The organism is Pseudosulfitobacter pseudonitzschiae (assembly GCF_900129395.1).
In the GTDB taxonomy this organism is placed as follows: Bacteria; Pseudomonadota; Alphaproteobacteria; order Rhodobacterales; family Rhodobacteraceae; genus Pseudosulfitobacter; species Pseudosulfitobacter pseudonitzschiae.
The window spans coordinates 104,531-117,945 of record NZ_FQVP01000010.1; the positions used below are offsets into that span (position 1 = coordinate 104,531).

At 60.6% G+C, this 13,415-nt stretch carries 17 protein-coding genes; 5 read left to right on the forward strand and 12 right to left on the reverse strand.

The annotated features are described in order from the left end of the window. The first annotated feature begins 17 nt into the window (after positions 1 to 17). From BUC08_RS21150 to BUC08_RS21170, 5 genes are all read left to right on the forward strand, one after another. A complete protein-coding gene (locus BUC08_RS21150; protein WP_037929542.1) occupies positions 18 to 2,525 on the forward strand; it encodes a heavy metal translocating P-type ATPase in 2,508 nt (835 codons plus the stop codon). Positions 2,526 to 2,544: 19 nt separating this feature from the next. Beyond that, positions 2,545 to 2,964: a Cu(I)-responsive transcriptional regulator gene (gene cueR / locus BUC08_RS21155; protein WP_037929540.1), complete on the forward strand. Its 420-nt coding sequence runs from the start codon at positions 2,545 to 2,547 to the stop codon at positions 2,962 to 2,964. Between the two features lie 107 nt (positions 2,965 to 3,071). Then, positions 3,072 to 3,941, forward strand: a complete 870-nt coding sequence (locus BUC08_RS21160) for a DUF305 domain-containing protein (protein ID WP_037929537.1) — start codon at positions 3,072 to 3,074, stop codon at positions 3,939 to 3,941. Between the two features lie 61 nt (positions 3,942 to 4,002). Then, positions 4,003 to 4,728: a MauE/DoxX family redox-associated membrane protein gene (locus BUC08_RS21165; protein WP_037929534.1), complete on the forward strand. Its 726-nt coding sequence runs from the start codon at positions 4,003 to 4,005 to the stop codon at positions 4,726 to 4,728. Between the two features lie 86 nt (positions 4,729 to 4,814). After that, positions 4,815 to 5,924 carry a permease gene (locus tag BUC08_RS21170; protein ID WP_037929531.1) on the forward strand — a complete coding sequence of 370 codons (1,110 nt, stop codon included), beginning with the start codon at positions 4,815 to 4,817 and terminating at the stop codon, positions 5,922 to 5,924. Here BUC08_RS21170 and BUC08_RS21175 read toward each other — a convergent pair. From BUC08_RS21175 to BUC08_RS21225, 12 genes are all read right to left on the reverse strand, one after another. Next, positions 5,921 to 6,661, reverse strand: a complete 741-nt coding sequence (locus BUC08_RS21175) for a cytochrome c biogenesis CcdA family protein (protein WP_037929528.1) — start codon at positions 6,659 to 6,661, stop codon at positions 5,921 to 5,923. The two genes, BUC08_RS21170 and BUC08_RS21175, sit on opposite strands and share 4 nt — an antisense overlap. After that, positions 6,658 to 7,149: a hypothetical protein gene (locus BUC08_RS21180; RefSeq protein ID WP_081855445.1), complete on the reverse strand. Its 492-nt coding sequence runs from the start codon at positions 7,147 to 7,149 to the stop codon at positions 6,658 to 6,660. Before BUC08_RS21180 ends, BUC08_RS21175 begins: the two co-directional genes overlap by 4 nt. Next, positions 7,146 to 7,850 carry an SCO family protein gene (locus BUC08_RS21185; RefSeq protein WP_037929522.1) on the reverse strand — a complete coding sequence of 235 codons (705 nt, stop codon included), beginning with the start codon at positions 7,848 to 7,850 and terminating at the stop codon, positions 7,146 to 7,148. The genes BUC08_RS21180 and BUC08_RS21185 overlap by 4 nt, the downstream gene beginning before the upstream one ends. Then, on the reverse strand, positions 7,850 to 8,140 hold the full coding sequence (locus BUC08_RS21190; RefSeq protein WP_037929519.1) for a hypothetical protein: 291 nt from the start codon (positions 8,138 to 8,140) through the stop codon (positions 7,850 to 7,852). The genes BUC08_RS21185 and BUC08_RS21190 overlap by 1 nt, the downstream gene beginning before the upstream one ends. 82 nt (positions 8,141 to 8,222) lie before the next feature. Then, a complete protein-coding gene (locus BUC08_RS21195) occupies positions 8,223 to 8,735 on the reverse strand; it encodes a TlpA family protein disulfide reductase (RefSeq protein ID WP_037929516.1) in 513 nt (170 codons plus the stop codon). Beyond that, a complete protein-coding gene (locus tag BUC08_RS21200) occupies positions 8,732 to 9,328 on the reverse strand; it encodes a DsbE family thiol:disulfide interchange protein (protein WP_037929514.1) in 597 nt (198 codons plus the stop codon). Before BUC08_RS21200 ends, BUC08_RS21195 begins: the two co-directional genes overlap by 4 nt. Next, entirely contained in the window at positions 9,325 to 9,750 is a 426-nt protein-coding gene (locus tag BUC08_RS21205; protein ID WP_037929512.1) for a c-type cytochrome, read from the reverse strand. Before BUC08_RS21205 ends, BUC08_RS21200 begins: the two co-directional genes overlap by 4 nt. A gap of 149 nt (positions 9,751 to 9,899) precedes the next feature. Then, complete coding sequence (locus BUC08_RS25165; RefSeq protein ID WP_007121580.1) at positions 9,900 to 10,034, reverse strand: hypothetical protein; 135 nt, start codon at positions 10,032 to 10,034, stop codon at positions 9,900 to 9,902. Between the two features lie 66 nt (positions 10,035 to 10,100). Next, positions 10,101 to 10,556, reverse strand: coding sequence for a DUF411 domain-containing protein (locus BUC08_RS21210; RefSeq protein WP_037929510.1), 456 nt, complete (start codon positions 10,554 to 10,556; stop codon positions 10,101 to 10,103). A gap of 40 nt (positions 10,557 to 10,596) precedes the next feature. Beyond that, complete coding sequence (locus BUC08_RS21215; protein ID WP_223865962.1) at positions 10,597 to 11,916, reverse strand: multicopper oxidase family protein; 1,320 nt, start codon at positions 11,914 to 11,916, stop codon at positions 10,597 to 10,599. Positions 11,917 to 12,126: 210 nt separating this feature from the next. Then, positions 12,127 to 12,480: a hypothetical protein gene (locus BUC08_RS21220; RefSeq protein ID WP_037929506.1), complete on the reverse strand. Its 354-nt coding sequence runs from the start codon at positions 12,478 to 12,480 to the stop codon at positions 12,127 to 12,129. Between the two features lie 211 nt (positions 12,481 to 12,691). Further along, positions 12,692 to 13,315 (reverse strand): hypothetical protein, encoded by a 624-nt coding sequence (locus BUC08_RS21225; protein WP_037929504.1) that lies wholly within the window; start codon positions 13,313 to 13,315, stop codon positions 12,692 to 12,694. Between the last annotated feature and the right edge of the window lie 100 nt (positions 13,316 to 13,415).

Below are 13,415 nucleotides of genomic sequence, written 5' to 3' on the forward strand. Positions count from 1 at the left end.
AGATCAAGGAGATTCTCATGTCGGATCCGCGCACCCTTCAGCTTTCGCTGCAAAACATGTCCTGCGCTTCCTGCGTCGGGCGCGTGGAACGTGGCCTCACGGCTCTGCCGGGGGTCAGCAATGTCCGCGTCAATCTCGCCAACGAGACCGCCCAGGCGCAGATCGACGCACCGGAGCGCATTGCCGAAATTGCGACAACCCTTGATGAGATCGGGTATCCGGCCCGTACCCGAAGCGTTCGTCTGAACATCGCATCCATGTCCTGTGCTTCGTGCGTCGGTCGGGTGGACAAGGCTCTGGCAGTGCTGCCGGGCGTGCTGGACGTGAACGTCAACCTGGCATCGGAAACCGCTACGGTCACCTACCTGGAGGGCGCGGTCGCGGTTGCCGACCTCATCAAGGCGGCCAGCGACGCGGGTTACCCCGCCACGCAGGCCGAAGACAGTTCATCCGAAGACGCAGGAGCCCGTAGGAACGAAGAGGCGCGGGTTCTGGCACGACGGACTGTCGTGGCGGCGACCCTCGCCCTGCCGGTGTTCCTGCTCGAGATGGGCGCACATCTGATCCCCGGCATGCACGGTCTGATCGGCGACACCATTGGCCATCGGGCCAGCTGGATGATCCAGTTCGTGTTGACCACGGCTGTCCTGTTTGGGCCGGGACGTACGTTTTACACACGCGGTTTCCCGGCATTTTTAAAAGGCGCGCCGGACATGAACAGTCTTGTCGCGGTTGGCACATCGGCGGCCTATATCTATTCGCTCGTGGCGCTTTTCGCACCGACGCTGCTGCCCGCGGGATCGCGCGCGGTCTATTTCGAGGCGGCGGCAGTCATCGTGGTGCTGATCCTTCTGGGCCGCTGGCTGGAGGCCCGCGCGAAGGGCCGGACCGGGGTTGCGATACAGAAACTGCTCGGCCTTCAGGCCAAGACAGCCCGTGTGCTGGTTGACGGCGAGCCGCAGGATGTGGCCATCGACCGCATCGTCGCGGGCGACATTCTGATCGTGCGCCCTGGCGAGCGGATCGCAGTGGATGGCGAACTGACCGAAGGCAGTGCCCGTGTCGACGAGAGCATGATCACCGGCGAACCGGTGCCGGTCGCCAAATCCGTGGGCGATCCCGTCACCGGCGGCACCGTCAACGGCAGCGGTGCCTTCCACTTCCGCGCGACGCGTGTGGGTGCCGACACGACACTGGCCCAGATCATCCGGATGGTCGAAGAGGCACAGGGCGCCAAGCTGCCGATCCAGGGCCTGGTGGACCGGATCACGCTCTGGTTCGTGCCCGCGGTCATGGCATTGGCGCTGTTGACGGTGATTGTCTGGCTGTTGGTCGGTCCTTCGCCCGCGCTGTCCTTTGCGCTGGTGGCCGGCGTCTCCGTGCTGATCATCGCCTGCCCCTGCGCGATGGGGCTCGCCACGCCGACGTCGATCATGGTCGGCACGGGACGTGCCGCCGAGATGGGCGTGCTCTTTCGCAAGGGCGATGCCTTGCAACAGCTATCCAGCGTGGATGTTGTGGCGCTGGACAAGACCGGAACGGTTACCCAGGGCCGCCCGGAACTGACCGATCTCGTGCTTGCGGACGGCTTTGACCGCGCCGAGGTGCTGGCATTGGTCGCCGCTGTCGAGGCGCAATCGGAACACCCGATCGCCGAGGCAATCGTGCGCGCGGCAAAGGTCGAGGGCGTCGCGCGGCATGACGTCATGGATTTCGCATCCATCACCGGCTACGGCGTGCGGGCCAGGGTGGCGGGCCGCGAGGTGCTTGTCGGGGCCGACCGCCTGATGACCCGCGAGGGGCTGAAGATCGGCGACCTGGCCGACGAGGAGCGCCGACTGGCCGAACAGGGCCGCACCGCACTTTTCGCGGCAATCGACGGTCGTGTCGCCGCCGTCATCGCGGTAGCCGATCCGGTGAAGCCGTCCAGCGCCGCTGCAATCCGCGCCTTGCACGCACAGGGACTGAAGGTGGCCATGATCACCGGTGACAAGCGCGAAACGGCAGAGGCTATCGCCCGCGAAACCGGGATAGACCATGTGATCGCGGGCGTTCTGCCCGACGGCAAGGTGGCGGCGCTGGACGATCTGCGGGGCACCGGCCAGCGCATCGCGTTCGTTGGCGACGGGATCAACGACGCACCCGCGCTCGCCCATTCGGACGTGGGTATCGCTATCGGCACCGGCACCGACGTGGCCATCGAATCCGCAGATGTGGTGCTGATGTCCGGCGATCTGCGCGGCGTCGTGAACGCCCTCGAGGTGTCGCGGAGCACCATGCGCAACATCCGCCAGAACCTTTTCTGGGCATTTGGATACAACGTCGCCCTGATCCCGGTTGCGGCGGGCGTGCTTTATCCGGTGTCAGGACTTCTGCTCTCACCTGTTCTGGCAGCAGGTGCGATGGCGCTCAGCTCTGTCTTCGTGCTGACGAATGCGCTGCGGCTGCGCCGCGTGCGCCCGGCGATGGACGAAACGGCGCGCCCCGTCTCCGAAGCCTCGGCATCCCCGATTCCAGCTGAATGAACTCAAGGAGGAAACGATTATGAACATCGGAGATGTGGCCGACCTTTCCGGCCTTCCCGCCAAAACGATCCGCTACTACGAAGACATCGGTCTTGTCGAACCGCTGCGCAGTTCAAATGGCTATCGCAGCTTTCGGCAAAGCGACGTGCACAAGCTGGCCTTTCTCGCCCGGGCACGGGCCCTTGGGTTCACCATCGAGGATTGCCGGAGCCTGCTGAAGCTTTATGCCGATACTGACCGCGCCAGTGCCGAGGTGAAGCAGATTGCCGAAGAGCATCTTGATCGGATTGACAGCAAGATCGCTGAACTAACCGAAATGCGCGCGACGCTGTCGCATCTTGTGGATGCATGCGCGGGTGATCACCGCCCCGATTGCCCCATCTTGGCCGATCTGGCGATGGAACAAAAGGCGGGCAGTATCAGCAAGGCGTCCGGATAGCTCTGACGTCTGCAAAAGCCGAACTTTCCCGAAAACTACGGAACATTCCAGCGCAGCAATGTTGTTCCTTCTATAGGACATCAATTTTTCGAGACTGGAGGTTTCCAATGACATACATACGCTTTTTCGCGATGATCGCCACATCCACGGTGGTGATGTTCATCCTAATGTATCTCAACACCTATCTGCTGAGCCATATCTTCTGGTCCGAAACACGCGCCTATATGGCCGTGCTGATGGGGGCCACAATGTCGATCATCATGCTGGGCTTCATGCTGTCGATGTACTCCAGCAAGGCGATCAACGCTGCCATCTTCATTGGCGGCGCTGTGGTGTTTGCCGGATCCCTCTGGTTGGTCCGGAGCCAGGTAACCGTTGGCGATACCAGCTACATGCGCGCGATGATCCCGCACCATTCGATCGCGATCATGACGTCGAGCCGCGCCAACATTTCTGACCCGCGGGTGCGCAAACTGGCTGACGAGATCATCTTTGCCCAGGACAAGGAAATCGCCGAGATGCGGTATCTGGTGAATGACATCGACGCGAATGGTGACGCGGCCGATGAGAGCCCGGATGGTCCGGCCCGCATCGTCGATCTGAACGAGGCGCTCTCATCCGCCGAAATCGCTATCCTCGATCTGGAATTCCTGACCGGCGACGAGATCGCGCAGCTTTTCCCGGATGGGGCCATCTGCACCTTCAAGTATACCGCGACCAGCAAACCTGTGCTTGCCGCAGGACAGATCGATGGCGCCCCGGCGGCGCTGGCAAAGATCAGCGGCGATCTGGTGCGTCTTGGTTCAACCGACGGAACCGGCACCCTGCGCACCGAAGGAATGTCCGTGGCCCTCAGTGCGCCGGACGGGGCTGCGGCGCTGGAAAACAGTGGTGAAGTGCAGGACGCCAACCTCGTGCTCGAGCTCGATGCCGGCCTGCGGGCAGGCTATCGCGGCTATTATGGCTGCGACGCCTGAACCCTGAAACGGAGGATATGACCTGCCAAGAGACACAACCCAGACAGCCAAGCTTTACCGGATGGTGATGCCCGACCACCTCTGTCCCTATGGGCTCAAATCCAAGGACCTGCTGGAGCGCAAGGGTTTTGAAGTCAAGGATCACCCTTTGACCACGCGTGAGGAAACCGACGCGTTCATGGAAGAGCACGGCGTCGAAACCACCCCGCAAACCTGGATCGGCGACGAGCGGATCGGCGGATATGACGACCTTCGGGTCCATTTCGGCATGGATGCGCCCGAAGACGAACGCTCGGACACATCCTATCAGCCGGTGATTGCGATCTTTGCCGTCGCGTTCCTGATGGCGCTCGGTTTGTCGTGGTACAGCTTCGAGACCATTATTACCCTGCGCGCCCTGGAATGGTTCATTTCCATCTCGATGTGCTTTCTGGCCGTACAAAAACTTCAGGATGTCGAAAGCTTTTCGACCATGTTCCTGAACTACGACCTGCTGGCGCGTCGGTGGGTGCGATATGGCAAGATCTATCCGTTCGGAGAGGCGTTCGCAGGCATCCTCATGGTCGCCGGGGCGCTGACCTGGCTTTCGGCACCGGTGGCCCTGTTCATCGGCACTGTTGGCGCAGTATCGGTTTTCAAGGCGGTCTATATCGACAAGCGTGAATTGAAATGCGCCTGTGTCGGCGGTGACAGCAATGTGCCGCTTGGCTTTGTCTCGCTCACGGAGAACCTGATGATGATGGTCATGGGGATTTGGATGCCGATCAGGGTCTATCTGATCGGCTGAAAGGCGGGTGCCTTTTTCACATCCCTCAGACCCGTTCTCCCGACAGGTGCGCAGGTCAGACAGCACTGCGAAAAAGGTCAAGCTGAATGGACCAGATAGTCGAAGCATTCACGACCGGGGCGGGCATGCTCTGGAAGGCGCTCTGGGCGCTGATCTTCGGCTATATCATCTCCGCAGGCATCCAAATCTTCGTGACACGGGATCAGATGGCGCGTGTTCTGGGTGATCGTGGTGCCAGGAAGCCAAGCATTGCCGGCTCCTTTGGTTTCGTGTCGTCGTCCTGTTCCTTCGCGGCTCTTGCCGCGTCGCGTTCGATCCTCGTGAAAGGTGCGCATCCGGTCAATTCGATCGCCTTCCTGATTTCATCGACAAATCTGGTGATCGAGCTTGGAATCGTCCTTCTGGTCCTGCTGGGCTGGAAATTCATGGTGGCGAATTTCCTGCTTGGCATCCTGATGACGATCTACGCCTATGCCCTCTCCCTGATGTGGCTTCCAAGGTCGTTTGTCGAAAGCGAAAAAGAGCATGCGGAGAAGGCCCAGTCCGACGAAGGTATGGACACCGACCAGACCATGAAGGGATCGTTCCGCGACAAACTGCTGTCCCGCGAAGGATGGGACCGGATCGCCCGCGTTTTCTTCATGGAATGGAAGATGGTCTGGAAGGAGATCCTCTTCGGCTTCACGGTCGCGGGATTCATTTCCGTCTTTGTGCCGCAGAGCTTCTGGAACGCGATCTTCCTGGTCGCAGATGGCGGTGCGCAGGACGCGCCGGGCTTCCTGATCGTTCTCGAAAACGCGCTGGTGGCACCGGTCGTCGCTTTCTTCACCTTCATCGGGTCGATGGGCAATGTCCCCCTGGCCGCGATGCTCTGGTCGCGTGATGCGTCGTTCGGAGGCGTGATCGCCTTTCTCGGAGCCGATCTTGTTGCTGCCACGGTGATATGGGTGCACGCAAAGTATTATGGCTGGCAGTATGCGCTCTATCTTTCAGGCTTGCTGTACCTGTGCATGGTCGCTGCGGGAATTACGGTGCATTACCTGTTTGCTCTCGTAGGGATGATCCCGACCGAGCGGCCCTCGCTTCAGGAAATGGTCCGGTTCAGCATCGACTACACGTTCTTCCTCAACCTGATATTTCTCGTCATCGGGGCAATACTGATCTGGCTTCACCTCAGAAACGCCAAGGAAAATTAACCGATTGAAGCCAGGAATGGGAAGGTTCCCAGAAGCCAGTAGGCAAACCGGGACAATTGGCCGGTCATGATGGCAACGCCCATGATGATCATGGCGACGCCTGCGCCCTTGTAGAGCCAGCGACCGGCCTTGCCGATCTGTCTGACCCGCGCGGCGATGGCGTCGGTGAACAGCGCGGCCAGCAGGAACGGCACGCCTAGCCCGGCGGAATAGATCGACAGCAGCCAAATGCCGTCCGACATGCCGCCGGAAGTCGAACTGAGTGTCAGGATCGCGCCAAGGATCGGTCCGATGCACGGCGTCCATCCAAACGCGAAGGCCAAGCCCAGGACGTAGGCTCCGAGCGGGCGACCCCCCGGAATGTCGAGTGTGAAGCGGGTGTCACGCGAGAACGCTTCCAGACGGAAGGCACCCAGCATGACCAGTCCGAACAGGATGATGATCGCCCCGCCCAGATAGTTGAGCTCAGTGCGCCAGGACAGAAGCAGCGACCCGAGCGCGCTGGCCCCGGCACCCAACGCGACAAAGACCGTGGAAAATCCCAAAACGAAACAGGCGCTTAGCCCAAGTGCCCCGGCGCGTGCCCGCAGACCGACCGACCGTGTCGTGCGCAAATCCGGCTGGCCCGCAATATAGGAGACATAGCCCGGCACCAGCGGCAGGACGCAGGGCGACAGGAACGAAATGGCTCCCGCCAGAAACGCCGCGACGATGCCGATGCCGGAAATATCCATCATGCGTTACCATGTCCGCTGAAGGGCCGTGATGCCCACCAGAAGGCAATCAGCGGGATTACGATCCATTGCAGTACCGGCGACAACCCTGCATCGAGGACCGGAATGATCGGCATCAGGTCCGAATAGGCCCAAGCCGCGCGGATCACGATGTTGAGCCATTCACTGAACAGCGTATATCCCAAACCGAACAATATTGTCAGGACGGTCACCGATCGTCGTGTCGGCGCCACGAAGGGCCAGCCGCGGCCGGTCAGCATCAAGGCAAGCATCAGCGCGCTCATGGCAATCAGGATGTCGCCACCCGTGCAATGAACCGCGGCGAAGGCGATCTCACCCCAGGTGCCCTCGTTCCAGATCGTGTAGAGCGGCATGTGGGCGAACTCCCAGATCAGATTAGCCGGGATGATCACCGAAAAATATCGACGGAGTGCTGTCAGGGAAATTCTATCCGGCGCGGACTGCATGACGCCAATCGCAGCATTACTCATTGAAACGCCCCCGTCAGCCGGTCCCACCAACCGCGTTCCCGGCGTCGGTGCTGGGCATTGTTGATCAACTCGCTGACATAGAGGATCAGGTTCACATTCTTGAATTCCATGCCATGGAACTTTGCGGCAAACCGCCCCCCGATATCCACGACATGGGTGACCGCACCGTGCATCATCATGTCGCTGTCGTCCGCTATCGTGAACTCCAGCCCGTAGTTCCGCGCCAGAAGGCGCGTTGCGTCGTCAGCCTGATCAGGCCGTTTGGTCAGAATGACCCAGTTGGTCGGATCGAACCGATGCCGGTCCCCGTACCCGCGCAGAACGTCAGGCGTGTCATTCACGGGATCGGTTGTGATCGAGATGAATTGCACCAGATCCCTCATCGGCCCGTCGTTGATCGAAGCCTGGACCGCCGCGATCTTTTCCGCATGGAGCGGGCAGATGTCCGGGCAGTTGGCGTAGATGAAATGCAGGATGACGACCTTGTCGCTGAAATCCGCCAAGCGCACAGGATTGCCCTCCGCATCCTGCAACTCGAAATCCGGGGCCTGTGCTGCGTCGATGGCCTGGAAGTATGGCTCCATCTCGAACATCCGCGCATCCAGATTTTCACCCGGATGATCGGCGGAGGCCGGAAAGGAGATCGTGGCCGCAAATGTCGCCAAGGCGGCGCGCCGGGTCAGATAGACAATCAACTGCATCACCTTTCGGATTGATGGGGCTTGCCACCACCCGCATCGTCGCATTTCCCGCCAGACCCGCCCTTCATGCACAGACCAAGCCCGCACATCGCGGCACAGGGTGCCAGCGAAACCAAGACAGGCGCGAGACCGATCGCGGTGAGCCATCCCCAGTTCAGCGCCATGCCGCCGCCCATAACGGTTGCCGCACCGACGAACAGCAGTCGTCTGCGCGTCAACCACCGGGGCCAATTGCCTGCGCTTTCGATGTCGGCGGCACCCGCATCGTTGGAAGATGATATGTCGGTCATCCGGAAAATCCTTCTGACGTTTGAGTACTGGTCATTCTGATAACTGGGCGGTCAAGGGCGGGCGGCGCTCTTTCAGGGGCGCTTATTCGATAAAGCCTCGCAAGAAGGAGACCATCTCGGGATCATCCCATTCGGCCGGGCCGACCAGTCTCCCAAGCTCCCGCCCCTGCGCGTCGATCAGGATCGTTGTCGGCAGACCGACGGTGCGCAGCGCGGTCATCGACAGCATGGTCTTGTCGACATACATCTTGAGATTGTTGACACCGATCTCGTCGTAGAACCGCCGCACGACGGGCGACCCGGCCCTGTCGATGGACAGGGCGACGACCTCGAAACGGTCGCCGCCAAGTTCCGCCTGAAGTGCATCCAGCGTCGGCATCTCTTCCCGGCAGGGGACGCACCAGGTTGCCCAAACGTTCACGAGGATCACCTTGCCACGAAAATCCTCCATGTCCCCACGGCTGCCGTCCTCGGTCTCGAAGCGCACATTGATCACCGGCTGCGGCGTGTCGTGCAGTGCGAAGCCTTGCGGCCCGGCAAACGCCGTGCCGACGGACAATGCCCAGACGAGCAGCGCCGTTTTGAGATATTTCATGGCGTTGGCTCCTTGCCAGCTTGGGTTTTCAGATCACGGACGATCGGCAAAAGGGTTTCCTCCAGAATCGCTCGCGTGATGGGGCCGACATGGCGGTAGGCAATGGTGCCGTCGGACGTGATGACATAGGTTTCGGGCACGCCGTAAACGCCCCATTCGATGCCAGCACGTCCGTCGATGTCGGCCCCGATGCGCGCGTAGGGATCGCCCAATTCGTCGAGCCAGGCGCGCGCCTGCTCGGGTGGGTCCTTGTAGTTGATCCCGTAGAGCGGCACCTCACCGGTGGCGCTCAGCTCCATGAACAGCGGGTGTTCGGCCCGACAGGGCACACACCACGAGGCAAAGACGTTCACCAGCGAGACATGGCCGATCAGGTCCTGCGTCGAAAGACCTTCCTCGCGGCGGAGCACCGGAGCAAGCGCAAACTCCGGCACAGGTTTGTCGAGAAGCGCCGATGGCAAGTCGTCGCCGCCCCTGAAAAGCCCCCAGCCGAACAAGACCATGAGGGCAAAAGCTATCAGCGGCACCAGCACAAACCCGGAGATCCTGCGCCGCGGTACGGGGTCGATTTTGCTGACGACCTCTTGCGTCATGGCTGCACCTGCTCATCCGCAAGGGTACGGCTTTCCTGCGAAGCGCGGATCCGATCGGGCCATGTGCTCTTGATGTAATCGATGATCGCCGTGATCTCTTCATCCGTCAGCACCTCCTTGAAACCGGGCATGTCGCTTTCATAGCCATTCCCGACAATCGCCGCCGTTCCGCGCTTCACGATGTCCAAAAGCACGCGGTCCGTATGGTGCCAAGTATGGCCCGAGGCGTCATGCGGCGGGGCAGGCAACCGGCCGTTCGGCAATCTGGAGCGCCAATCGGGCTGCCCCTCCAGGTTTGCGCCATGGCAACTGGCGCAATTCTCCTGATAAAGGCGTTCGCCCGCGAGCGAGTCATCCTGCGCCGAAACGGGCAAGACCGTTGCAGCCAGCAAAAGTGCTGCGAGCCTAATGGTAATTTTCATGTCGCTTGTGCCTTCTTCTGGCTATCCAAATACAACGAGAGTGCGACTATCGATGCCACGACAAGCAGGACGGACGCCCCCAGACCAATCCCCATCGACAACAGGCCGTCGCCGTTGCTGTCGCCCTCATTCCGCATCTTGGCGCATTTCTATTTTCCGCTGTCCGAGCGGATGTATTTGACCAAGGCGATTGCCGCGAGCACCAGCACCGCCACGATGAGTAACCAAACCAGTCCCATCGCGATCATCATGCCGCCACCCATCATTCCACCATCCATCATCATGCACTTCATCCTTTGTTTTCCCTTGAAACCGGTCAGGCACGGGATCGCACCAGACCGCGCAATTGATCATTCGACCGCATAGACGGTCGGGTTCACACCTTCTTCGACGGTGTAAATCTTGAACGGTTCCTGCTTCGCACCCCCCATACCCGGCGATCCCAACGGCATGCCGGGAAGTGTCAGGCCGACAATGTCCGGGCGCTCATCAAGCAACTTGTTGACGACATTGACCGGCACATGACCGCTGACGACGTAGTCTTCCAGAAAGGTCGTATGGCAGCCCTGAAAATCGTCCGGGATACCTGCATCACGGCTGATCTGAGCCAGATCGTGGGTCGGCTTCACCTCGACTGTGAAGCCATTCTCGCGCAGGTAGTCCGCATAGCTCTCGCAGCATCCGCATTGCGGGTTCTTGTAGAGCGTGGCCTCTTGCGCTGCGGCAGGCGCGGCATTCAGGCTCATTGCAAGTATAGCGGCAGCACCTGCGGTGCCAAGATTGGCAAGTCCAATTAGTTTCTTCATCGGTTCTTTCCTTTCGTGGTGATCGTTACGTGAGATTGTTTCAGGTTTTGGTCGTGCCAGGATCGACACGTATGATGCCCATCATGCCGGCCGCCTGGTGCTCCAGGATGTGACAATGGAACATCCAGTCTCCCGGATTGTCCGCCACGAAGGCGATCTCGACCCGTTCCTCGGGCGCCATCAGGACGGTGTCCTGCCATTCGCGGTGCCGTGTCGGTTGCCCGTTCCGTGTGATCACACGGAACGAATGTCCATGAAAATGCATCGGGTGATGCCACGCGGTGCGATTGTCCATCTGCAGCACATGCGACGTGCCCTGCGGCAGGACCAGCAAGGGATCCATCATGTGCCCCGTTGCTGCTTTGCCGTTGATGAACCACATGTTGCCTTCGCGCATCTGCTCCATCATGGACCCCATGCCGCCGCCCATCATCATCTGCCCCATCATGCCGCCGTTGAAGACGATCTGATGCCGCGCAGCCGACGCCATATCCGGTTCGGCCAGCGGGTTGGGCGACAGGTCCATCGACCAATCCGGCACACTGTCCCGCAGCCTGTCAGGCCCGTAGGCGAGATCGACCAGACGGTATTCCAGATCCCTGTAGAAGACATCGGTGACGGTCACGCTCTCTCCGGGCTTGCCGGTCATGTCGATCACCAGATCGACACGCATGGCCGGGCCGACCACCACGGCGTCACTGTCTGGTGCATGAGGTGCCACGGGTTGACCGTCCAGAGCGACCACGACCGGCGCAAGCCCCCCGAAATCCAGCCCGAATATCCGGGCATTGGCTGCGTTGACCAACCTCAGGCGGATGCGTTCTCCGGATCGCACGGCGATGCGGTCCGGTATCTGGCCGTTGATGGTCACGGAATTGCCGATACGCCCGCCGTGCGCGGCGTCGTGCCGACTTCCGAAATCTGTCGCAATCTGTCCGTCGCCGGTCATCCGCCAGTCATCGAGCATCCAGGTCAGATCGCGATCTACGCGGATCGGGTTTGCTTCCTCGACGATCAGCGGCCCGTAAAGCCCGCGTCCGACCTGTTCGGAACTGCGTTGGTGCGGGTGATACCAGAACGTGCCAGCATCCAGTGCATCGAATTCATAGAGAAAATCGCCACCGACGGGGATCGGGTCCTGTGTTAGGAACGGCACACCATCCATCGCATTGGGTGTGCGAATGCCATGCCAGTGGACCGTCGTCCCCTCATTTAGCCCATTCCGGGCCAGAACCCGAATTCGGTCTCCCTGCCGCACCCGGATCTCGGGGCCGGGGAGGGATCCATTGTAGCTCCAGACGTCGGTAGAGCCGTAGGGTGCCGGTCGCAGGGCGGCTTGTCCGGCCGCAGCGCGTAGCAAGAATGGGTCCTCTGTCGGACTTGCCATCGCTACTCGAGCCGGTGACAGAGCGGATATGGCCGTGAAAGCGGCACCGGTGCGCAGCACGTGCCGTCGTGAAATCAGTCTGTTGAGGGTCATCACTTCTGCCTTGATCTGAAGGGGTCGCGCTCAGCCAGCTTCGGCCAAGGCAACGGTCAGGCCCCGCAATAAGCTAGGCCGTTATCAGGTTCAGACAGGCAGCTTGGGAGGGAATGGATCAAGCGAGGGAATCGCGCCAATCGGGATCACAGGTCCCGCGACCGGGATGACAACACCGAAGGCCATCTCAAGCGTCATCGCTGACGTACGAGCTACGATACCGGCCGAACTTCCCGCGCCACATGGGACCGTACACCCACCCTCGCAGGATATCCCGTCAGCAAATCCGATCGGATCGCATCCGCCGCAATGGTCGTCCGCGCTTTCGGCGCCCACCATCTGAACCATTGCTGCCTCAGCCGCATTCGCTGCCGATACATCCGGCGCAACCACGGCACCGAAGCTCAATGCAAGAATCAAAATGAGGCGAAAAACGCGGATCATGCAATTCTTATGCAAGCTTCCAGTAGGGGGAGGTCAAGAAGTATCCTGTAACATAGGCGTGACATTGCCACGTGGGTACTCACTGATTGGCCAACGGATGCCCGAGGTTGGTTTCAGGGGAAAATCTGAGGCGAGACTGCGGACTCATCCAAGGTCTGTTTCGGAGCCAGGCAGCCACCCGCATCTTTTCATGCGGGTGGCTGCCCTCGTGTCAACTTGCGTCTTTGAATTCGGTGTATTGGCCGCGCACCTGGACAGTCACGGTTGCGGGCTGGCTGTCCCGATTCCGCCAGAACCATCCGTGTTCGCCGTCAAATGCCGCGATGATCTCGCCCTCGTCGCCGGTCGAACCGCGGCCCTTTTCATAGGTCACCGACTGACCGCCGCCGTGGCCGTGCATGTCGAAATTCACCCGACCGCCATCGACCAGCATTCGGTATTCCACTGTCTGGCCCTCTTCCATGACCAGCTTCCACTCGGCGCTGTCGCCGGGTGCCAGCGTAAAGGTGGTTTCGTCGCGCCAGACTTCGGCCTCCTGTGCATGTGCCGTGCCGACAAAGAGTCCAAAGATATCGTTCATAAGGCTCGACTGCTCTTCGGCTTCGATCTCCAACAGCCTGTCGGCTTCGGCCTCCTCCGCAAGCTGGGCTTTGATCTCCCCCATCTCGCTCAGCCCGAGAACCCCGCCGATCCCGGTCGGGTCGATGTTGTATTCGGCAGGCAGCACGACGGTCACAAGGATCGCAACGGCGCTGGCCGCCGCAATGGCAGTGGAACGGATAAGCTGCGCGGAGCTGGGAAGCTCATCAAGGCTCGGTTTTTTTGCGTTAAACATTTTGGTCTCCTAAACTCTCAGGTGGCTACGAAGTAGCCGGTGATTTGCAGGCCCATGAGGATGAACCCCATGGACATCATGATTACGTTGGCGGTGTAGG